The sequence below is a fragment of the Flavobacterium sp. AC267 genome, assembly GCF_979258715.1.
Window position 1 is genome coordinate 2,947,994 of the sequence record NZ_OZ409875.1, and the last position, 21,034, is coordinate 2,969,027.

General features: G+C 34.0%; 16 protein-coding genes and 7 pseudogenes. 6 read left to right on the plus strand and 17 right to left on the minus strand.

The window, feature by feature from the left end; all coding sequences use genetic code 11:
* Position 1 precedes the first annotated feature (1 nt).
* From ACZZ95_RS15400 to rsfS, 3 genes and pseudogenes are all read right to left on the minus strand, one after another.
* Positions 2-608, minus strand: a pseudogene (locus tag ACZZ95_RS15400) (lactate utilization protein B/C).
* A gap of 116 nt (positions 609-724) precedes the next feature.
* Positions 725-2,651, minus strand: a pseudogene (gene ftsH / locus ACZZ95_RS15405) (ATP-dependent zinc metalloprotease FtsH).
* A 15-nt stretch (positions 2,652-2,666) separates the two neighbouring features.
* Positions 2,667-3,038 (minus strand): ribosome silencing factor, encoded by a 372-nt coding sequence (gene rsfS, locus ACZZ95_RS15410; protein WP_007809313.1) that lies wholly within the window; start codon positions 3,036-3,038, stop codon positions 2,667-2,669.
* Positions 3,039-3,132: 94 nt separating this feature from the next.
* Here rsfS and ACZZ95_RS15415 point away from each other — a divergent pair, with 94 nt between their 5' ends.
* Positions 3,133-3,861 carry a biotin--[acetyl-CoA-carboxylase] ligase gene (locus ACZZ95_RS15415; protein WP_463469707.1) on the plus strand — a complete coding sequence of 243 codons (729 nt, stop codon included), beginning with the start codon at positions 3,133-3,135 and terminating at the stop codon, positions 3,859-3,861.
* A 243-nt stretch (positions 3,862-4,104) separates the two neighbouring features.
* Here ACZZ95_RS15415 and ACZZ95_RS15420 read toward each other — a convergent pair whose 3' ends face one another.
* Complete coding sequence (locus ACZZ95_RS15420; protein WP_463469708.1) at positions 4,105-4,497, minus strand: SRPBCC family protein; 393 nt, start codon at positions 4,495-4,497, stop codon at positions 4,105-4,107.
* A 215-nt stretch (positions 4,498-4,712) separates the two neighbouring features.
* Positions 4,713-5,360: an orotate phosphoribosyltransferase gene (gene pyrE / locus ACZZ95_RS15425; protein ID WP_463469709.1), complete on the minus strand. Its 648-nt coding sequence runs from the start codon at positions 5,358-5,360 to the stop codon at positions 4,713-4,715.
* A gap of 7 nt (positions 5,361-5,367) precedes the next feature.
* On the opposite strand from pyrE, the gene ACZZ95_RS15430 reads away from it, so the two are divergent.
* Complete coding sequence (locus tag ACZZ95_RS15430; protein WP_095954713.1) at positions 5,368-6,021, plus strand: NUDIX hydrolase; 654 nt, start codon at positions 5,368-5,370, stop codon at positions 6,019-6,021.
* Positions 6,022-6,498: 477 nt separating this feature from the next.
* Here ACZZ95_RS15430 and ACZZ95_RS15435 read toward each other — a convergent pair whose 3' ends face one another.
* The 3 genes from ACZZ95_RS15435 to ACZZ95_RS15445 form a co-directional block, all read right to left on the minus strand.
* Entirely contained in the window at positions 6,499-6,948 is a 450-nt protein-coding gene (locus tag ACZZ95_RS15435; protein ID WP_463469710.1) for a GNAT family N-acetyltransferase, read from the minus strand.
* Between the two features lie 42 nt (positions 6,949-6,990).
* Positions 6,991-7,221, minus strand: a complete 231-nt coding sequence (locus ACZZ95_RS15440; protein WP_095954715.1) for a DUF4287 domain-containing protein — start codon at positions 7,219-7,221, stop codon at positions 6,991-6,993.
* A 441-nt stretch (positions 7,222-7,662) separates the two neighbouring features.
* Positions 7,663-9,390, minus strand: coding sequence for a M14 family metallopeptidase (locus ACZZ95_RS15445; protein WP_463469711.1), 1,728 nt, complete (start codon positions 9,388-9,390; stop codon positions 7,663-7,665).
* A gap of 259 nt (positions 9,391-9,649) precedes the next feature.
* Between ACZZ95_RS15445 and ACZZ95_RS15450 the strand changes: the two are divergent.
* A pseudogene (locus tag ACZZ95_RS15450) lies at positions 9,650-11,015 on the plus strand (DEAD/DEAH box helicase).
* A 211-nt stretch (positions 11,016-11,226) separates the two neighbouring features.
* Positions 11,227-11,676, plus strand: coding sequence for a hypothetical protein (locus ACZZ95_RS15455; protein WP_463469712.1), 450 nt, complete (start codon positions 11,227-11,229; stop codon positions 11,674-11,676).
* Positions 11,677-12,022: 346 nt separating this feature from the next.
* Here the strand turns inward: ACZZ95_RS15455 and ACZZ95_RS15460 are convergent, their stop codons facing one another.
* The 5 genes and pseudogenes from ACZZ95_RS15460 to ACZZ95_RS15480 form a co-directional block, all read right to left on the minus strand.
* Positions 12,023-12,601: a PhnA domain-containing protein gene (locus ACZZ95_RS15460; RefSeq protein ID WP_463469713.1), complete on the minus strand. Its 579-nt coding sequence runs from the start codon at positions 12,599-12,601 to the stop codon at positions 12,023-12,025.
* 69 nt (positions 12,602-12,670) lie between these two features.
* Complete coding sequence (locus ACZZ95_RS15465) at positions 12,671-13,186, minus strand: hypothetical protein (RefSeq protein WP_463469714.1); 516 nt, start codon at positions 13,184-13,186, stop codon at positions 12,671-12,673.
* A 156-nt stretch (positions 13,187-13,342) separates the two neighbouring features.
* Positions 13,343-13,802 (minus strand): annotated as a pseudogene (coaD, locus tag ACZZ95_RS15470) (pantetheine-phosphate adenylyltransferase).
* Between the two features lie 105 nt (positions 13,803-13,907).
* Positions 13,908-14,597: a YetF domain-containing protein gene (locus ACZZ95_RS15475; protein WP_463469715.1), complete on the minus strand. Its 690-nt coding sequence runs from the start codon at positions 14,595-14,597 to the stop codon at positions 13,908-13,910.
* Positions 14,598-14,719: 122 nt separating this feature from the next.
* Positions 14,720-15,693 (minus strand): annotated as a pseudogene (locus ACZZ95_RS15480) (D-alanine--D-alanine ligase).
* Between the two features lie 641 nt (positions 15,694-16,334).
* On the opposite strand from ACZZ95_RS15480, the pseudogene ACZZ95_RS15485 reads away from it, so the two are divergent.
* Together ACZZ95_RS15485 and ACZZ95_RS15490 are read left to right on the plus strand one after the other, a co-directional pair.
* A pseudogene (locus ACZZ95_RS15485) lies at positions 16,335-16,953 on the plus strand (PASTA domain-containing protein).
* Positions 16,943-17,987 (plus strand): annotated as a pseudogene (locus ACZZ95_RS15490) (RluA family pseudouridine synthase). Before ACZZ95_RS15485 ends, ACZZ95_RS15490 begins: the two co-directional pseudogenes overlap by 11 nt.
* Positions 17,988-18,156: 169 nt before the next feature.
* Here ACZZ95_RS15490 and ACZZ95_RS15495 read toward each other — a convergent pair.
* From ACZZ95_RS15495 to ACZZ95_RS15510, 4 genes are read right to left on the minus strand one after another with little or no spacing between them, the layout of a single operon-like run.
* Complete coding sequence (locus ACZZ95_RS15495; RefSeq protein ID WP_463471802.1) at positions 18,157-18,348, minus strand: hypothetical protein; 192 nt, start codon at positions 18,346-18,348, stop codon at positions 18,157-18,159.
* On the minus strand, positions 18,314-18,736 hold the full coding sequence (locus ACZZ95_RS15500) for a hypothetical protein (RefSeq protein WP_463469716.1): 423 nt from the start codon (positions 18,734-18,736) through the stop codon (positions 18,314-18,316). The genes ACZZ95_RS15495 and ACZZ95_RS15500 overlap by 35 nt, the downstream gene beginning before the upstream one ends.
* Before the next feature lie 31 nt (positions 18,737-18,767).
* The gene (locus tag ACZZ95_RS15505; RefSeq protein ID WP_463469717.1) at positions 18,768-20,075 is read right to left on the minus strand and encodes an ATP-binding cassette domain-containing protein; all 1,308 of its coding nucleotides are present in this window, start codon (positions 20,073-20,075) and stop codon (positions 18,768-18,770) included.
* Positions 20,076-20,130: 55 nt separating this feature from the next.
* Complete coding sequence (locus tag ACZZ95_RS15510; RefSeq protein ID WP_463469718.1) at positions 20,131-20,982, minus strand: sulfurtransferase; 852 nt, start codon at positions 20,980-20,982, stop codon at positions 20,131-20,133.
* Positions 20,983-21,034: the final 52 nt, after the last annotated feature.

The following is a 21,034-nucleotide window of genomic DNA, read 5'->3' on the forward strand; positions in this document are numbered from 1 at the left end:
CTTAAAGATCTTCTAAAAGCAATAAATAAAGATTCTTGGCAACACTTCCGTATTGAGTAAAGTCTTCTTCTTTCGCTTTTTCGAAATATTTTATTGTAGTGATATTAGTAGGATAGTCTCGTTCGTATTTTCGTTTTATAGCGCTTAATCCGTCGCTTTTCATTGGCAGGATTTGGCTTGTGGTTGCTATAATAACAATATTTGCAGGTAGTTCGTTTGGTTTGTTTTGTCTGATTTGTTTGGATGAAAATAAAATTGAACCTTCATCAGCAATAAGATTTTCGCTGACTTGCTAATAAGAATTTAGGTTTTGAAGGAGCGATATAGAATAATTTATTTTCGTCTAATAAATTAAAAAAAGCTTGTTCGTAACATAAAACTTCACTTTCAAACCAGTCATTTTCTTCTAGTATGTTTTCAAACTGTTCAGCAACTTCTTGAGAGTTTTCACAGTACAAGAATTTACCTCCATTTTTCTTAAAATTGAAAATAAATTGTTCGTCTAAAGATAAATGACTGTTCTGCGCAGATGTACCTGCATATTCGCTTTCGTTCTCTTCGTCAGAAGCGGCTTCACTTGAGCCAAATATTTTTTTGAAAAAATTCATTTTTTATATGAAATACTTTACATGTTAATTGAAAACGTTCAAAGATAAAAAAATCTTAATTCAAAAGGGTGTTTTGAATTAAGATTTTGAAAAATTATTACGTATTTCGTAATTATTTATGAAACTACTTCTTCTAGATTTTTGTCAAAAGTTCGTTTCCCAAAGATATTTTCTAGATCATCTTTAAAGATAACTTCTTTTTCAATCAGAATATCAGCTAGTTGATTTAATTTATCTTTATTTTCTTCTAGTATCTGGATTGCTCTTTGGTACTGACCTTCGATTAACTCTGAAATTTCAGCATCAATGATTTTTGCTGTTTCATCAGAATATGGTTTCGAAAAGTTATACTCGCTTTGTCCAGTTGAATCATAATAAGTAACGTTTCCGATTTTATCGTTCAATCCGTAGATCGTTACCATAGCACGAGCCTGACGGGTTACTTTTTCTAAATCGCTTAAAGCACCAGTAGAAATTCTGTCGAAAGTTACCTTTTCAGCAGCTCTTCCTCCCATAGTAGCACACATTTCGTCTAACATTTGATCTGTTCTTACGATTTGTCTCTCTTCTGGCAAATACCAAGCGACACCTAAGCTTTGTCCACGAGGCACAATAGTTACTTTAATAAGTGGCGCAGCATGCTCTAACATCCAGCTTACCGTTGCGTGACCCGCTTCGTGAATAGCAATTGCTCTTTTCTCTTCTGGAGTAATGATTTTATTTTTCTTTTCAAGACCACCTATAATTCTATCAACAGCATCAAGAAAATCTTGTCTGTCTACAGTCGCTTTGTTATTACGTGCGGCGATTAAGGCGACTTCGTTACAAACATTGGCAATATCAGCACCAGAAAAACCTGGAGTTTGTTTCGCTAAGAAATCTAAATCAAGACCTTCAACCTTTTTAATAGGAGCTAAGTGCACTTTGAAGATTTCAGCTCTTTCGCGAATGTCTGGTAAGTCAACAAAAATTTGTCTGTCAAAACGTCCTGCACGCATTAAAGCCTTGTCTAAAACATCAGCTCTGTTTGTTGCTTGCTAGGACAATTACGTTAGAGTTTGTACCAAAACCGTCCATTTCTGTTAGTAATTGGTTCAAAGTATTTTCTCTTTCGTCATTTCCGCCTGACATATTGCTTTTTCCTCTTGCTCTACCAACAGCATCAATCTCGTCGATGAAAATGATAGCAGGAGATTTTTCTTTTGCTTGTTTGAATAAATCACGTACACGTGACGCACCAACACCTACGAACATCTCTACGAAATCAGAACCTGATAAAGAGAAGAAAGGTACCTGAGCTTCACCGGCAACAGCTTTTGCTAGTAAAGTTTTACCAGTTCCTGGAGGTCCTACGAGTAAAGCTCCTTTAGGGATTTTACCTCCTAAGTTGGTATATTTTTCAGGGTTTTTAAGGAATTCAACAATTTCTTGAATTTCTTCTTTCGCACCTTCTAGACCTGCAACATCTTTAAAAGTTGTTTTGATATCTGTTTTTTCATCAAAAAGTTTGGCTTTAGATTTTCCAATATTGAAAATTTGTCCGCCTCCGCCAGCGCCTCCGCCAGACATTTTACGCATAATGAAAATCCATACACCCACAATGATGATGATAGGAAGTAAGCTGATTAAAATATCGCTCCAATTGTTTTTTTGAAGGAAATTAAAATCTTTCAGTTTGCCTTCGCTAACCGCTTTTTCAAGTTTAGTCTGAAAAATTTGATCATTACCAATTTCCAAAGTGTAGTGTGGACCTTTGTTTGGCTGTTTGAAAATATCTTCAGCTACTTTTTTATTTGCCGGATCTTTAAGAGCGGCAGTATTTAAATATACTTCAGCTTCTGCCTTATTGTAAACAATAACTTTATCAATCTGGCCTTTTTCTAAAAGAACGTTGAATTTAGAAGAAGTTAATTGAGCAGGTTCGCTTAAGCTTGATCCTCCTGTGGCAAAACTTATGAATAAAAAAACTAAAAGTATTGCGGTATATATTAACCAAGGACTTATTTTAAATTTATTCGGATTTGGATTATTATCTTTAGCCATTTAATGAAAGTTTCTTTAGTATTTGTTCTCGATTGTAGTTATTTTGGCATCGCCCCAAAGGCTCTCGATATTGTAATATTCGCGAATATGCTTTTGGAAAACGTGTACCACAATGTGTACATAATCCATTAAAACCCATTCTGCATTATCGGTTCCTTCTACGTGCCAAGGCTTATCTTTTAAGTCTTTTGATACTGTTTTTTGAATTGAGTTTACGATGGCGTTAACTTGGGTATTCGAGCTACCGTTGCAGATCACAAAATAATCGCATACAGCTGTATCTATTTCTCTTAAGTCAAGAATGTCGATATCATTTCCTTTTACTTCCTCTATCCCTTTTATTATGTTCGCCAGTAGAACATCATTATTAATCGTCTTTTTCGCCATGAATTATTTTATATGTGAATTTGTAAAGTTACCAAATTTTGTGATTATTTTTGAACCTTAACAAAATATTAAATTAAGTTATTTAAATTATTTAATGAAACTAATCAAACTCGATGCCATAGATTCAACAAATGATTTCCTGAAAGCATTGTCAAGTCAGGATCAGCAGGAGAATTTTACTGTGGTAACAGCTGAAAATCAGACAAAAGGCAAAGGGCAAATGGGCGGAAAGTGGGAGTCTGAAGTTGGTAAAAACTTAATTATGAGTGTATTGGTAAAAGATTTTCTTTTTAATAACGAGCAGGTTTTTGATTTAAGCATCGTAGTTTCGTTAGCCGTTACAGCTGTTTTAAAATCGTTAAATATTCCTGATATATCTATAAAATGGCCAAACGACATTCTGTCATACAATAAGAAACTGGCTGGCATACTAATCGAAAACACTATAAAAAGCGATGGCAGGATCGTGTCAGTTGTCGGAATCGGAATCAATGTAAATCAAACCGATTACAGCGATTTGCCAAATGCTTCTTCTCTTGCTGTCATTTCAGGCAGATTTTTCGACAAAGAAACACTCGCAATCTTAATTGTAGAAAAAATAAAAGAGAACATCCAATTATGGCAGACGTCATCAAAGGATTTATGGAAAGATTATTTTGATTCTTTATTCAAAAAAGGAGTTCCAATGCCTTTTAAAAACCTAAACGATCAAAATTTCATGGGAATAATCCAAGGCGTTTCTCCAATTGGAAAACTACAGGTTTTATTAGAAGACGATTCTGTTGTAGAATTTGAAATAAAAGAGGTTAAAATGCTTTATTGAGAGGTGCAAAGGTGAAAAGGTGCATAGGTGCATAGGTGCATAGGTTCATAGCGACAAAGGTGCAAAGGTTCATAGAAAGAAAGATTTTTCTGTAGAGACACACTGCAGTGTGTCTAACGCAAAGTTACCACACAGTATTTTCATTAATAAACGCAGAAAAAAAACCTCATAAAAAAAGCCCAATCATTTAGATCGGGCTTCCATTTATAATTCACAATTAATAATTAACCATTAACCATTTAATTAAAGTTTATTCATATTGTTTGCTAAAGTTTCTATAAACTTACTAATTGGTCCTTTAACCATCATCGCCATCATAGCATTGAACTCGCCCTCAAAAAATAACTGAACAGCACTTTCCGAATCAGAAATACTATCAATATTAGAAGTCAAAGTAAACGGAAGTTTATCACTTGCGACACCCAAAACAATTTTGTTTGGAGCCACTTTGTCTTTCATTTTTAATTTGATTTCAGGCATCCCTTTCAATCCAAAAATAAAAGCGTCTTCACCAGTCACTTCAAATTTAGCGATATTATCCGGCATTAATTTTTCAAAATTCTTAACATCAGTCAATTGATCAAATAAATCTTGAGCTGATTTCTGAACAGTAACTTTTGGACTTTCTAAGTTCATATTGTTTTTTATTTTTGTTTTGTTTTTTTACCGCAAATGTTTTTTTACCGCAAAGGACGCAAGGTTTTTTTTTACGTTACTTTGACTTTATTTAAGTTCGCAAAGCTTAAACTTTAAATAAATTCAAAAGGAGCAAAGCGACTTTTAGAAAATCTAAAATCTAAAATCTAAAATCTAAAATCTAAAATCTATCCCGACGGCTTCGGGACTAAAATCTACTCTTCCTGTCCCCAAGTAGACGGACTTTCGTTCCATTCCAGCAGAGTCGATTGTTGCTCTTCGGTGATATATTGTTTTTGAACCGCCAAATCTAATAAGTTTTCGTAGTTGCTCAAAGTGAATAAATCAATATTAGCTTCCTTGAAATTTTCTTCAGCAACACCAAAACCGTATGTAAAAATTGCGACCATACCTTTAATGTTTGCACCTTCGCTTCTTAAAGCTTCAACAGCCATCAAACTGCTTTTTCCAGTACTAATTAAATCTTCGACAACTACAACATTTTGGCCTTTTTGCAAAAAACCTTCAACTTGGTTTTGTCTTCCGTGTTTTTTAGGTTCTGGGCGCACGTAAACGAATGGAAGTCCCAAGCTTTCGGCAACCAAAATCCCAACTCCAATGGCTCCAGTGGCAACACCAGCAATTACATCAGGTTTTCCAAATTGTTTTTCTATATTCTTTGCAAATTCATCACGAACATAATTTCTGATGCTCGGAAATGAAAGAATTAACCTATTATCGCAATAAATAGGAGATTTCCAACCAGAAGCCCATGTAAAAGGATTTTCGGGATTCAATTTAATTGCATTTATTTGCAAAAGCAATTCGGCTGTTTTTTCGGCAGTATCTTTATTAAAAATCATAGTACAAATGTATAAAGTTTTTGTAAACGACAAACCACTTTTTTTGACAAATGAAATCTCCAAAGAAACAGATTTCCAATTGTTCTTGTTGGAGAGTATTGATATAGAACATCTTATCATAAAAATTTTTCAAAATAAAATTCAAAAAGCTATTTTATATCATCCCGATGAAAGTGAAATAATGAAAACCCTAAAAGCCAAAATCCCAGTAAACAAAGCCGGCGGCGGTTTTGTGTACAACAAGAAAGGCGAGGTTTTGTTCATTTTTAGAAACGGAAAATGGGATTTACCAAAGGGCGGTATCGAAAAAGGTGAGGATATCGAAGACACCGCAATGCGCGAAGTCGAAGAAGAAACGGGTGTAGGTAAACTCAGAATCATCAATAAACTTCAAAAAACCTATCATATTTTCAAACGCAACGGAAAATACAAACTCAAAATCACACATTGGTTCGAAATGCAGTCAGATTTTGAAGGAACTCCAAAAGGCCAGATCGAAGAAGGCATCGAAAAAGTAGCCTGGTTAAACCCAGAGCAAATCAAAGAAGCGCTAAAAAACTCTTACGAAAATATCAAATTATTGTTCGAAGAAGAAGAAATTCCAACAGAAAAAACTGTACCGCCAGTTCCATATCGATCAAGTCCAAGTTCTAATAATTAAATAGCAGGGCGTGCCACCAATACAAAAAATACCCAATCAACTTTGCGTTCATTGGGTATTTTTTTTATTGCTGTCGGGCTTTCAGTCGCTACTTCGGTAGCTTAGCTCTATCCCTCACGCGAAGCCGCATTTTGAGATTAAAAATGTTTCAAGTTTCAAGTTTCAGGTTTCAGGTTTCAGGTTTCAGGTTTCAGGTTTTTTCGCCGGTGAGTTGGCCAGTGAGGCTTCATTCCGTTAGGAATGTCTCGTTGGTAGCCAAAAAAAAGATTTGTGTTTATACGTTCCGTAGGAACGTTTGAATAATGTAACAGATATATTATCCGCAAAACAAGTGTCCCTACAGGACACAATACAAAACGATACAATTATTTCTACCGACGAGATATTCCTAACGGAATATTTTCTCTGCTAGCGCAAGTTCCGTTCTCATGACTTTTTTTATTTAGATTGTGTTCATTGTCTTTTCCTAAAATAAGTTTACAAATCTATTTGATAAATTCTGGATTCTTCTTCCCAAGGATGATACCCTTGCCCGATGTATTTAAAACCAATTTTTTCGTAGAATCCAATATGATCCGTGCATAGATATAGGTTTTTAAATCCAGCCTTTTTAGAATCTTCTTTAGCTTTTTCAATTAGTAATTTACTGTAATTGTTTCCTCTGTGTTTTTCATTTATAAAAATTGCGCAAACCCAAGGATATAAGTCCATTCTGCTGATAAAGTCATTTGTAATAAGTCCCGCACAGCCAATAACCTCATCATTATTTTCTAATAAATACCATTGAGGCAAAGCGTCTTTAGCTTCTATGCTATGTTTAATACAATCTTCATAAATAATTGGTGATACCTCAGACCAGCTGTTTTGAAAATACTGAATCATTTTGTCTTTATATTCAGGGTTCTCCCTTACTGAAATTATTTTCATTTTTTTTAAATTATCGTGTAAAAGTTTTAATAGTCACACTTTTTATTCGCTATCTTCATTTTTTATGCCCTTAAGCAGTGCATAAATCGCCATTGAATGTCCCTGACCTAAGTCAAAATCATTTTTAAGCCAATTTACAATATCTCCGGCTTTTACATCGGTTTTTAGCTTTCCGTCTGCTGTAAAACCTTTTTGTTCTGCTAAAGTTCTAAACTCAGCGGGACCGTTTCCTGTTTTTTCTCTAATTGTTTTTAAGTATCCTTGAAATGACATAAAAAAGAAGTTAATAGTTAAGTAAGACGAAAATACAAATTAAAACAGAATTGGTTTTCAGATTTTTTATTAACGAGATATTCCTACGGAATATTCAATATTGTTATGGATGTATACTAATCAAATTAAAAGAATTCATTCCGTCGGAATGTCTGGTCGGAAGAAAAAATAATTGAATTATGCGGTTATACGTTCTGTAGGAACGTTTGATTAATGGCACATATATGTTATTTCCGTAAAAAAAGTGTCCCTACAGGACACAATGCCAAAACGATATTTTTTTTCTACCGATGAAATGTTCCTAACGGAACAACTTTGTCAAAGTTTCGAAACTTTGACAAAGTTCTACGCACAAAGCTTTGCGTTCTTATCACAAGCCAAACCCAATCAAAATCAAAAAATCTTAGCGCACTTTGCGTTAAAAAAAAGGCAATAATAAATCTACAAAACGCGATAAACAGGATATTGCATATGCGCCTTTTCATAATAAACAGAATGCTTATAAATCCAGTTTAACTGCGCTTCTGCATTTTTTGCAAATTCACGGTCGTTTTGTTTTTTGGTTTCGAATTCGGCTTTTAAAGATGGGTTTTCTTTTAAAAGCTGTCCAGCTGTATCTTCAAAAATATATTCAGAATAATGTTCTTTTTGTTGTAAAATTGCATCGAAAAAATTCCAGTTAAAAAACGAATCAACACCTTCTGGCTCAAAAGCTTCTACGAGATATTTTACCCCTTTTTGGTTCGTTGGAACGATGTAATCTCCTTTGGCGAAAGCCATTTTAACCACTTTAGAAGTTACCGTTGTATTTCGGTGCAAATAATGGCCTTCATAAGCAGACGGAACGGTTTTAAAATCGGCAATTCTATAACTTTCCACTTCTATAATTGTATCGTTTTTAATTTGTTTAAACGAGATATTGTTATTTTTTAAAAGGTCAATAATATTCCAATAACCACGCGGAATGATATAAGCAGACGGAATAACAACATCTTTCAGCGATTTGAATTCTTTAATATACGGAACGTCTTTTTTATACGGTTTACTTCGGTCGTAATACAAACGATTTCCTGTTGTGGCGTCACTTTTCTTGTAACCCGCTTCATAACCTAAAAACGAAAAAGTAGTCGCTTTTGTGCTGTCCAATTCCCATTTTAAAGTATACGGTTTCTTTGGCTGATATTGCTCTAGATTTTTCACTCTAAGTTCTTTGATTTTTAGATAATTGGCATCCGTATAATCCAAAGTCGTTTTCATGTATTCGTACGTCATTTTTACACGTTCGGCATATTTTTTCAGCATATGCGTTTCCACCACAAAACCAATCGTATTAAATAGGGAAGTATATCCCGTTGTATAACGCGGACTATCAACAAATTGTCCAAAACCTTTGTCTGGCGTATCCTTAAAAGAATCGACATAAGGCGTGGTTTCAATTTTCTTTTTCTGAAGATCTTTTACCAGCGCCGGCATCATTTCATTATTCAAAAAGTCTCCCAAAACAGTTCCCAATTTATTGTGCTGTGTCATAATGTACGTCAGTTTGTATTGATAATCAGAACCGTTACTTACGTGATTGTCAATAAAAACATCAGCATTTATCTTTTGGAAAATTTCAACAAAACTCTTTGTATTTCTCGTATCCGATTTCATTAAATCACGATTCAAGTCATAATTTCGGGCATTTCCTCTAAAACCATAAACTTCTGGTCCGTCCTGATTGGCGCGCGTAGTTGAATTCCTGTTTAAAGCACCGCCAATATTATAAACGGGAATACAAACTAAAACGGTGTTTTTTGGCGCTTTCAGTTTTCCAATTGCCAAATCTCTGTAGAACTGCATGCTTGCATCGATTCCGTCAGGCTCGCCCGCGTGGATTCCGTTATTGACAAAAAGAACCGCTTTGGTTTTCTGAATTTTCTCAAAATCAAAATCTTTGTCTGGATTATACGTCACCATGTGTAAAGGTTCCCCAGAATCTGTCAATCCCATTTCTTTAACCTGAATCGTTGGAAAATCATTGGACAAAAGCTTAAAATAAGCAATAGTTTCCTGGTAAGTTGCCGACTGATTTCCGTTTCCTTTCTCAAAAAATGTTTCGTATTTTTTATTGTTTTGAGCGAAAAGTGTGATGGTGAAAAGTGAAAAGAAAAGAGTAAAAAGTTTCATGGTTTTGTTTTTATTATGAATCAAATATAAGTTTTTTGTTTTAGGTTTTAAGTTCAAATACTGTGTGTTTTTTTCTCTCGCAGATTTTGCAGTTTGAGCGGATTTTTTATTTGTTAAAAATTAATCTGAGAGATCTGAGAGATCTGCGGGAAACATTTTTTTCGATTTGTATGTAAACTTGACTCGAGACTGAAAACTGCAACTGAAAACTGAATACTAAAAACTGTACACTGCCAACTATTTTCTCTACTTTTGCAAAATGAATAAAAAACACCATTCCAACAATATACTTTCCAATTTAGGGATTGAGAGCTTGAACGAAATGCAGGAAATGGCACAAGATGCTATTTTAAACGAGAACAATGTTTTATTGCTTTCTCCAACTGGATCTGGAAAAACACTGGCTTTTTTGTCGCCAATTTTAGAATTATTACAGCCTGAAATTCTTTCTGTTCAATGTTTAATTTTAGTTCCGTCTCGCGAACTTGGACTTCAGATTGAGCAGGTTTGGAAGAAAATGGGAACGCAGTACAAAGTAAATATCTGCTACGGCGGACATTCAATTGATACAGAAATTAAGAATTTAAGCAATCCGCCTGCGGTTTTAATTGGAACGCCGGGAAGAATTGCAGATCATATTGACAGAGATACTTTTAGAACAGATAAAATTCAGACTTTGGTTTTAGACGAGTTTGATAAATCGCTTCAATTAGGCTTTCACGAACAAATGTCTTTTATTATTGGAAGATTACCAAAAATAAATAAAAGAGTTTTGGTTTCAGCAACGTCAGATATTGAAATCCCGAAATATACAAGAGTTGTAAATCCGACTGTTTTAGATTTTATTCCTGAAGAAGAGGAAAAAGCAAATCTTTCGATGAAAATGGTTGTTTCGTCTTCTAAAGACAAACTGACAAGTTTATTCAATTTGATTTGTTCGTTGAAATCAGAGTCGGCGATTATATTCTGTAATCATAGAGATCGTTGCAGAACGCATCAGCGATACTTTAAACGAAAAAGGAATTTATTCGGTTTACTATCACGGCGGTATGGATCAGGAGGAGCGTGAGCGCGCTTTAATTCAGTTTAGAAATGGAAGTGTGAGCTATTTGGTAACAACAGATTTAGCGACCAGAGGATTGGATATTCCTGAAATGAAACACGTTATTCATTACCATCTTCCTTTAAAAGAAGACGAATTTACACATAGAAACGGGCGTACAGCGCGTATGCAGGCAACGGGAACGGCTTATATTATCATTCACGAAAGCGAAAAAAAGCTCGATTATATTGATTACGAAATGAATGTTCTGGATGTTGAAGGGAAAGTTTCGCTTCCAAATCCGCCTCAATTTCAAACCATTTATATCAGCGACGGTAAGAAAACCAAACTGAATAAATTTGATATCGTAGGCTTCTTTTCTCAAAAAGGAAAATTAGAAAAAGAAGATTTAGGTTTAATTGAAGTTAAAGATTTCGTTTCGTTTGCGACCGTAAAATACAATAAAGTAAAAGATCTTCTGAAAAACATCAAAGACGAAAAAATGAAAGGCAAGAAATTTAAAATTGAAGTTGCCCGCAATGTCATAAAGAAAGAAGAAGAGGAGAAAAAAGGGAAATATTAGTTTTTAAAGGAACGAATTATCTCCTAAAAGAGATTTTTTGAATTGCAATTTGAAATTGGATTATTTGAATTTATCTATTTGTATTTCAGTTGTTTAGAATTCTTTAACTAAGTTTTATAATTTTATGTTAAAAAAATAATGATTTGATAGCTGTTTTTTCAATATTTCTATGTTTTTTTGCTACAGTAAAATTGTAAACCCCAAATTCACTATGAAAAACATTATTACCATTGTCGCTTTGTTCTTTAGCTTTGTTTCGTTTGCACAAATTAAAGTTCTTGAAACTGTTCCTGTTGAGAAATTAGGGAAAGTAAACAACAATTACATTCAAAAAATTGGAGATGAATATACTGTGTATTACACTACTATTCTAACTGATGATGATGCTTCTTCTAACCTAAGAAAATTTTCATTCAGAAATCTAAACAATGATTACACTAATCTTTATAACATTATTGTAGGCGGTTTTACTGCTACTCCGTTATATGATATTAAGTTAGAATTACCTAACAATTACATCTGGTTACACTACACAAGTAATGTTGTTCCAGATAAAGCTACAGTTCAATTTATGGTTTCCAGCAAAGAGAGAGACGTCGCTACAAACAATGTTTCTGAGCCTTTAGTAAAAGATCAAATCAGTAAATTATTCCAGAAATAATTTGTTGTAAAAAATAAGATATTGAAAAGGCCGTTCATTTTTTGAACGGCCTTTTTTTGTTTCAAGTTTACTTTGTTTCAAGTTTCAAGTTTACTTTGTTTCAAGTTTCAAGTTTACTTTGTTTCAAGTTTCAAGTTATTTTCGTGTTGTCTTGATTTTACCGCAAAGCACGCTAAGTTTTAATTTAAGGCTTTGTAAAAGAATAAAGTTCGCAAAGCTTTGTCGATAAAACTTTGCGAACTTTACATAAATATTTGTGCGCTGTGCAGTTAAAAAAAATATTACTATTCAAGCTAAAAAAACTTAGAACCTCAGCATCTTAGAACCTCAGCACCTTAAAAAAAAACTATATCTTCTTCACATACTGCGTTATAATCACAATCTGCTGTCCATCGACTTTTCCCTCAATATATTCAGCGTTTTCGTGGTCTAAGCGAATGTTTCTTACGGCAGTTCCTTGTTTGGCAACCATACTGGATCCTTTTACTTTAAGATCTTTAATTAAAACAACAGAATCTCCGTGTTGTAGTACTACGCCGTTGCTGTCACGGTGAACTAGTTTATTTTCGTCTTCTTCGCCTTCGCCCGTTGCTTTTGCCCATTCTAGAGTATCTTCGTCTAAGTACATCATATCGAGTAATTCCTGAGGCCATCCTGCGGCGCGTAAGCGGCTTAACATTCTCCAGGCAACAACTTGTACGGCAACGTTTTCATTCCACATGCTGTCGTTAAGGCATCTCCAGTGATTTAAATCTACATTATCTGGATTTTCAATTTGGTCAATACAGGTATTACAGGCTAATACAGCTTCATCAATTCCGCCTTTTTTAGTTGGAAGAACTTGATAAACTTTAAGGTTTTCTTCGTTTCCGCAAAGTTCACATTTAGATCCGCTTCGTTTGCTTAATTCTCTTTCGATGCTCATTATTTATTGTTTGTTTTAAAAATGCGAAATTACTTTTAAATCTAAACTTCACAAATTATATTTTTAATATTAGTAACGTAAAACTTCATAAATTTGACCTTCTTCAAAAAGTTTTTCTATTTCTTTTTTAGACAATTTATCTGTAGAGTTGTAATTTTTGTGAAGATTAATTTTATCAATTTGTGATTTTTTATCAATCTCCATGTCATTAAAATAGACTATTAATGTATCTTTTAAAATTTCATGAACTTTCATTGTTGTGTAAAATCCGTTTGCTTCTTTAACAAAATAAACATCTCCAATTTTGGGATTCTGAATAAAAATTTTACTGTCTGAATCAGTTTTTATAGAATTAATAAAAAGTGCTATAACAATAATACTTATTATAAATATTCCAGAAAACATCCAAAAAGGTGTTGGTGTTTTTCCATTTGAGCGTTCAAACTTTTGCTTATTAATTGTGCTCAGATCACTTAAAGAGAATGTTGCTTTACAAGAGTTACATTCTAGAATAGTTATTTTTTGAACTGGAAACAATGGTATCCAATATATATGAATATATCTCTGAAAGATACTGTAATTCATAGACGCATTATTGCCACAACTTTGACACTCAATATTAGAAATCCGTTCGTTTTTAATATTTGCAGACTTTGATCCGTAAAAAATCATTATTAATTATAATTAAATTAGTCCACAAAAATAAGGATTTATCTTACATAATTAATGATTTCAATTAAATTATTTCTTTACCCTAACCGCGTCAGGAACCAGCATTTCGTACTCGCCTCCATGACGCAATACATCACGAACAATACTCGAACTAATAAATGAGGTACTTGCGAGCAGTTAATAAAAATACCGTTTCTATTTTCGACAGTTTTCTATTGGTGTGTGCAATTGCTTTTTCGAATTCGAAATCGGCTGGGTTGCGTAAACCTCTTAGAATGAAATTTGCTTTTAATTTTTTAGCTAAATCAATTGTTAATCCTTCATAAGTGATAACGGAAACTTTAGGTTCGTCTTTGAAAGTTTCTTCGATAAAGCGTTTTCTTTCTTCTAATGAAAACATGTATTTTTTTTCGGCATTGACACCAATGGCAATTACAATTTCATCAAATAAAGGAATCCCTCTTTTGATAATATCTTCGTGTCCTAGTGTTATCGGGTCAAATGATCCGGGAAATATGGCTTTTCGCATTTTTTTAAGGTTCAGAGGTTCAAAGTTGCAAAGGTTCAAAGTTTAATTAAAGGACTTGAAACTTCGGTTTTGGAATTTGGAATTTATAAAATTTGGAATTTATATTTATGTGATTCTTTTAGTATTAATTGCCGCTACCCATTCTTCTTTTTGGCAGACTTTGCATTTCGATGTTCCCACTTTTTTTTCTTCGGTGTGACCGCAGAAGGTGCAGGAATAAATTCCGTCCGTTAAAATTTCTTTGCTTTTTTGATGAAATAGCAAAGGTAAAATGGGAAGTCCGTGTTTTACTTCTTCGTCTTCATAGAAAAAAACACTTATTTCACCGCTTGTTTCTATAAATGCGTGTTTAACCTGTCCTAAATGTTCGATTGATTTTATGCGAAGTTCTGAGAAAAATTCGTCCTGTGCCAAAGTTTCTTTTTTAAAGCTTGATACAGAGAATTTCCCATCGTTGATCAGGCATTCGGTTTTACCTTCTATAAATTCTTCGAATTTTTTACTTTTTCCGGTAAGCCAGGTTACACCGCGGTACAAAGTGATAATTACTAAGAAAACAATCGTCGCTGGCACGATTCCGACATCTTCATAAAACATAGGGTCGCCGGCAGATCCAAGGGCAATAACGATTACGGTTTCGAAAATTGATAATTGTTTAACGCCCCTTTTACCAGCTAATTTTAAAGTTAGCAGTAAAATAATAAACATTACCGTTGAACGAAATATTACTTCCAGCAGAAAAATTTCTGGGAGTTCGTTAAAGAAAAGTCTATTCCATTCAAAGATTTGTTTCATTTTTTTTTAAGGTGCTAAGGTTCTGAGATTCTAAGGTACTAAGATTTGTGTGTAGAAAGTGAAATTTAAAAAAGAAAAGTGCTAAGATATTAGAACCTTAGCACCTTAGTATCTTAGCATCTTTAAATAAGCGCTAACTCAATTGCATTTGTAAATAAATCTTCCAGAGAAATTCCAGTCGCTTTGGCTTGTCTTGCGGAATCAAACTTTCTGTAGTTAAACCTGGAATGGTATTCATTTCAAGCATGTATGGCTCGTTGTCTACGATGATGAATTCGCTTCTTGAGAAACCTTTCATTTTTAAAACTTCGTAAGCACGTTTTGCTGTTTCTCCCACTTTTTGAGTTAATTCGTCAGAGATTCTCGCTGGTGTGATTTCTTGTGATTTTCCTTCGTATTTGGCTTCGTAATCGAAGAAATCATTATCTGAGACGATTTCTGTTATTGGTAATACTTTAATTTCACCTTTGTAGTTAATTACGCCCACAGAAACTTCAGTTCCGTCAAGGAAACTTTCTATGATAATTTCGTTGTCTTCTTTATAAGCCACTTCAATTGCGATTGGCAATTCGGCGCCGGTTTTTACTTTTGAAATTCCGAAGCTTGATCCTGCTTTGTTTGGTTTTACAAAACATGGTAAACCTACTTTTTTAACAATTTCATCTGTATTGATTTCGTCTCCTTTGTTCAAATAGTAAGAGATTGCCGTTTTGATTCCGTATGGTTTTAAAACCGATAATAAATCTCTTTTATTGAAAGTAAGCGCAGATTGGTAATAATCGCAGGAAGATTGCGGTAATCCGATTAATTCGAAATAAGCCTGCATTAATCCATCTTCTCCCGGAGTTCCGTGAATGGCGTTGAAAACACAGTCAAATGTAATTTTTTCTCCATTTACAGTAACTGAAAAATCATTTCTATCGATTGGGAATTCGGCATCGTTTTGGTCTACATAAACCCATTTTTCTTTAAAAATATGAATTCGGAATCCGTTGTATTTTGTTTTGTCAAGATATTGGTAGACAACGTTTCCGCTGATAAGCGAAATTTTGTATTCGCTTGAATATCCGCCCATGATGATGGCAATGTTTTTCATTTTTTTATGTTTAATCGTTTATTTGTTTAACCGTTTATTTGTTTAAACTGTTTAATCGTTTTTATTATTGTTTAACCTTTTAATTGTTTAACTGTTTTGTTGTTTAAACTGTTTAATTGTTTAACTGTTTAATCGTTTGGACGTGTAATTGTTTTATTTTTTATTGAACTGATTTTTAATGTTTTTTGTTTTTGTTTGTTACGTTTGTCAGACTGAGCGAAGTCGAAGTCCCGTTTGCTGAATCACTTTGCGGGGACTTCGACTTCGCTCAGTCTGACAATTGAATTTCGTTCAATTGGACAATTTGAACTCGCTCAATTGGACAATTTGAACCCGCTCAATTGGACAATTGAATTTCGCTTATTTTACAAATAGAACCGAAAATGCATTTATAAAACCGAGTGCCCTAGCCCTGATGGAAGCGAGCATCCTTTTTCTGGCTCCTTTAGCCGGGAAAAGATACAGCGGACAGCAGGAAACAGCTCCGTGAAATTGAAATTCTAATTTTTTAAAACTTCAAATTCCAAACTTCCTTTGTTTTCGATTATAATGACAATCTTGCTACTTTCTTGTTTTAAACAAAATTATCATTTTTTTTGAAACGAAATAGGTTTATCTTTGCGACTAATAAAAATAAATTTATGAGTTTACGTCAGTATTTAACAAGCCGAGTTTTTTTCTTGCAATTGCTTGCTGCCGCAGACTATTATAGCGGTTATAGGTTATTTATTTATGCATTGGTTGACTTTTACAACTGATCACGGACATGAAATTGCTGTTCCGAATTTGTCTAAATTGACTGAAGAGCAGGTTGAAGCAAAATTGGATGAACTGGATTTGGATTATGTTCTTTTGGATAGTGTTGATTACAGAAGTGAATTCCCAAAATATAGCGTTGTTGAGCAGGATCCGCTGCCGGGAACGAAGGTAAAAGTAGGTCGTAAGATTTATATTAAGATTAATGCTTCTGGTTTCTCATCTGTTAAAATTCCTGATTTGATTGAAAAAACATATCGTGAGGCTGTGCCGACTTTGAAGGCTTTAGGTCTTGAACTTGGAACGATTACGTATATTCCGAATCTTGGAAAAGATATGGTTTTGGAAATGCGTTTGAAAGGAAGAAATTTAAAAGTAGGAGACCGCGTTTTGAAAGCGTCTAAAATCGATTTGGTTTTAGGTGATGGAAAAGCAAGTTATGTAGATGAAAGCCAGTCAGACAGTACTGCGGCGCCTGTAGAAACCCCAAATGATGAACAATAATATTGAAAATTTAGATCTGGAAGACGAATTATTCGAACATTTTAGATTTGAAGTCCCTAAAGGTCAGGCGCTTTTGCGTATTGACAAATATTTAATGAATTTGATTCAGAATGCTACGCGAAATAAAATTCAGAACGCAAGCAACTGAAGGAAACATTTTTGTAAATGATATTCCTGTAAAATCAAATTACAAGGTTAAACCTTTTGATGTGGTGACGGTTATGTTATCGCATCCGCCGTTTGAAAATCATATTCTTCCAGAGGATCTTCCGCTGAATATTGTGTATGAAGATGATGCTCTTTTATTGATTAATAAAGAGCCTGGAATGGTGGTGCACCCAGGTCACGGAAATTATACCGGCACTTTGGTAAATGCTCTGGCGCATCATTTTGATAATCTGCCAATGAACAGCAGTGAGCGCCCAGGTTTGGTACATCGAATTGATAAGGATACGTCTGGACTTTTGGTTGTGGCTAAAACGGAAGCGGCTATGACGCATTTGGCAAAGCAGTTTGAAGCTAAAACTTCTGAACGTGAGTATATTGCTCTTGTGTGGGGAAATGTTGTCGCTGAGAGTGGTACAATTGAGGGAAACCTTGCCAGACATTTGAAAGACCGAATGCAAATGGCTGTTTTTGATGATCCAGAAATTGGAAAACCTGCTATTACGCATTATAAAGTTTTGGAGCGTTTTGGTTATGTGACTTTGATTTCGTGTAAACTAGAAACAGGAAGAACTCACCAGATTCGTGCGCACATGAAGCATATTGGTCATCCGTTATTTAATGATGAACGTTACGGCGGTCATTTGATTTTGAAAGGAACGACTTTTACAAAATACAAGCAGTTTATAGAGAACTGTTTTAAAGCCTTGCCACGTCAGGCACTACATGCGAAGACACTTGGTTTTGTTCACCCAAATACGGGAGAATTAATGCGTTTTGATACAGAACTGCCTCAAGATTTTCAGGATTGTATCGAGAAATGGCGTAACTATGTGAAGTCGCATAATACGGACGAAGAGGAGAATTAATTAGATAATTTGCCAATTAGAAAATTAGATAATTTTACTTGAAATATAAAAACAAAAAAAAGCTCCTTTTTGGAGCTTTTTTTGTTTTTAACTATTAAAATATTGAGTTAATTAAGAAAATAATCGCAAGCACTTAATTAACTTAATATCTTAATGGTAAATATATTTTTTACAATGTTTTAATTTTGAAATCAGTTATTTTGACTTCGCCGTTTGTGATAAATCCTATTTTTCCATTTTGGCTTAAATTGCTTTTTTCAAGTGAACATTCTACTGATGTTTTGTTGTCGACGGAAAAGTATAATTGATTGTTTACGACTTTAATTTTAACCGAATACCATTTGTTGTTTTCTAACTTCATTGGTTTTTTGAATAAAGTGGGGTACGCGTTTTTCATATTCGTCGCTGTTTTTGTGGTAAACGCCTTTTCCTATTACAATGTTTTGGTCAATTTGATAGAGATAGGTTCTGATGTAATTTTCTTTGTCTAAATTGAGCATTACTTCAAAAAGTGATTCTTTTGTCATATTGACTTTGAAATCTATTTCATAGTTTTTTGGAAGTTGTTTTTTAGATTCTAAAACTCCCCATTTCGACAATGAACCTGTTCCTGTAATGGTATCGTTTTTTGAAATCCATTGCTGGGACATTATTTTCCAGCTTGATTTTAGTTGAGATGATGTATTAAAAGTATATTCTTTTTTTGCTGTTGAAATTGTACTCGAACAAGAAAACAATAAGAATTGCAAAACTAGAATTAAGGATATTTTGATTTTGATTTTAATTTAATTCTGAGTGGTATTTTATTTTTCCGATTGATCCTGTTTCTGCTGGTACAAGTTCGAAAACTGAAGTAGGGGCAAGCCCTGATTCAATACGGTGTGAAACGTAAATAATGCTCACGTTTGTTTCTTGTTTAATGGTATTAATTAGTTGAATTACCAGATCTACATTTTCGTCGTCTAAACCTTCGACAGGTTCATCTAAAATTAGTAAAGGCGGATGCTTTAAAACGGCGCGAACAATCAATGCCACTCTTTGCTGTCCGATGGAAAGATCTATAAAACGTTTTTTACGCAAATGGGACATTTCTATTACTTCAAGCCATTGCGTTACAATTTGCTTTTGATGTGTTGTAGGTTCCGTGTAAAGTCCGATTTGGTCAAAGAATCCGGATAAGATCATTTGTTCTAAAGTATGGCTTTTTTGAAATAAATCGGTCATAGAAGTTGCGAAGATTCCAATTTTCTTTTTGATTTCCCATACACTTTCTCCCGTTCCTTTTTTTCTTCCAAATAAAAATAAATTCTGTCCAAAACCTTTCGGATTATCGCCTGTAATCAATGATAAAATGGTGCTTTTTCCAGAACCGTTCGGACCAATTAACTGCCAGAATTCGCCTTGTTTTACTGTCCAAGAAATGTTGTTGAGGATTTTTCGTTCTTCGTAACTTACAGAAACATCGTCTAGTTTTATTAATTCACTTTCGTGAAAGTCATGTGGTTCAAGAGCTTTTGGAATTGCGGCTGTATTAAGAGTTTTAAAGTGATTTTCGATTTTTACAAATGGATGTAATTCGAAAGTATTGTCTTTAATTAAAGCTTTATTTGGAACAAACTCTAAGACATCTACAGTACGGTTTAAAAGCTGAATAATAGCGATCTCGTTCGTAAGGTCTTTTAAAGAATCGGCAAGAATTACTCTTGAAGGCTGATCTAAATGATCGAATGGATTATCAAAAATGATAAAATCTGGTTTTTGGTTAATGCAGTAGCGTAAAAACTCTTTTTTGCGTTCTCCAGAAGAAAAAGTTCTCAATTGCCTGTGTGAGCTTGGAGAAGTCTCAACGCTGTCGTATTGAAATTCTTTTTCGATAAATTTCTCAATAGAAATATCAGAAAACAAGATTCCTTTTTGGTTATTAAAAACTTCTAATTCGCCTTTTGCTTCTCCGTTTAATATGTTGTCTATAAAAGCTTTTTTATTTACCTGATTTGATAAAAGTATATCCCAATGCTTGCATTGTGTTTTTTGATTTGTTGTGTTATTTAAGTATTTTTTGCCACTCCCGACCGCAATCGGAATCACAGATTAGAAATAATTACTCTTTTAAAGTACTTTAATCTGAGGCAAAAAACATATTTTATTCTGGTTTTTTCGTTGTCATTTCGCGGTTATTTCTAGACCATTCGCTCCAAGATCCTACATATAATTTCGGAATAGGGAGTCCAGCATAATCCATTGCTAATAAAGTATGGCAGGCTGTAACACCAGAACCGCAATGTACGATTGTGTTTTCAGTTTCGTTATCTCCAATTATGGATTTGTATTTTTGCGTTAATTCTTCAGGAGATTTGAAAAATCCATTTTCATCTAGATTTTCAGTCAGCGGAACATTTACTGCGCCTGGAATATGGCCTGCAATTAAATCCAGCGGTTCTGTGAGTCCTTCAAATCTATTTTTGTCCCGAACATCAATTACAATATTTTGATCGCTTTTTCGAGCTTTTTCAACTTCCTCCATGTTTGCTAATGGCAGTTTCCATTCTTGAACAGAATATGTAGTTTTTTGAAAGGTCTCGATTCCGGTACTTGTTGGAAAATTAATTTTCATAGCGACTTGAAAACCGCCATTTAAAACCTGAATTTCTTCATGTCCAATCGCACGCATCATCCACCAGAAACGAGCGGCAAAATTAGAACCGTTTTTGTCATCGTACACTACAACATGACTCGAAGAATTAATTCCAAGAGCAGAAAGTGTTTTAGAAAATTGTGCAGGAGTTGGTAAAGGATGTCTTCCTCCGTTTGCCGGATCATCTGGAATTTCGGCCAAGTCATGATTTAAATCTACAAACCGAGCGCCTTTTAAATGCTCTTTTTGATAGTTTTCAAAAGCATTGGCACCAGCTCGAGCATCAATTAAAATAATATCAGAAAGATCTAATTTAAGAAGTTCTTCTGCTGTAATTAAAGGAGAAATTTTACTGGACATTTTTTATTGTTGATAAAGCAAAATAAAAATTAAAATGGTTTATTTGAATACG

Bases quoted from the DNA above. Each gene is read 5' to 3' on its own strand.
- rsfS (WP_007809313.1), bottom strand. From the start codon at position 3,038: ATGGCGAAAAAGACGATTAATAATGATGTTCTACTGGCGAACATAATA.
- ACZZ95_RS15415 (WP_463469707.1), top strand. From the start codon at position 3,133: ATGAAACTAATCAAACTCGATGCCATAGATTCAACAAATGATTTCCTG.
- ACZZ95_RS15420 (WP_463469708.1), bottom strand. From the start codon at position 4,497: ATGAACTTAGAAAGTCCAAAAGTTACTGTTCAGAAATCAGCTCAAGAT.
- pyrE (WP_463469709.1), bottom strand. From the start codon at position 5,360: ATGATTTTTAATAAAGATACTGCCGAAAAAACAGCCGAATTGCTTTTG.
- ACZZ95_RS15430 (WP_095954713.1), top strand. From the start codon at position 5,368: ATGTATAAAGTTTTTGTAAACGACAAACCACTTTTTTTGACAAATGAA.
- ACZZ95_RS15435 (WP_463469710.1), bottom strand. From the start codon at position 6,948: ATGAAAATAATTTCAGTAAGGGAGAACCCTGAATATAAAGACAAAATG.
- ACZZ95_RS15440 (WP_095954715.1), bottom strand. From the start codon at position 7,221: ATGTCATTTCAAGGATACTTAAAAACAATTAGAGAAAAAACAGGAAAC.
- ACZZ95_RS15445 (WP_463469711.1), bottom strand. From the start codon at position 9,390: ATGAAACTTTTTACTCTTTTCTTTTCACTTTTCACCATCACACTTTTC.
- ACZZ95_RS15455 (WP_463469712.1), top strand. From the start codon at position 11,227: ATGAAAAACATTATTACCATTGTCGCTTTGTTCTTTAGCTTTGTTTCG.
- ACZZ95_RS15460 (WP_463469713.1), bottom strand. From the start codon at position 12,601: ATGAGCATCGAAAGAGAATTAAGCAAACGAAGCGGATCTAAATGTGAA.
- ACZZ95_RS15465 (WP_463469714.1), bottom strand. From the start codon at position 13,186: ATGAATTACAGTATCTTTCAGAGATATATTCATATATATTGGATACCA.
- ACZZ95_RS15475 (WP_463469715.1), bottom strand. From the start codon at position 14,597: ATGAAACAAATCTTTGAATGGAATAGACTTTTCTTTAACGAACTCCCA.
- ACZZ95_RS15495 (WP_463471802.1), bottom strand. From the start codon at position 18,348: ATGAAGTTAGAAAACAACAAATGGTATTCGGTTAAAATTAAAGTCGTA.
- ACZZ95_RS15510 (WP_463469718.1), bottom strand. From the start codon at position 20,982: ATGTCCAGTAAAATTTCTCCTTTAATTACAGCAGAAGAACTTCTTAAA.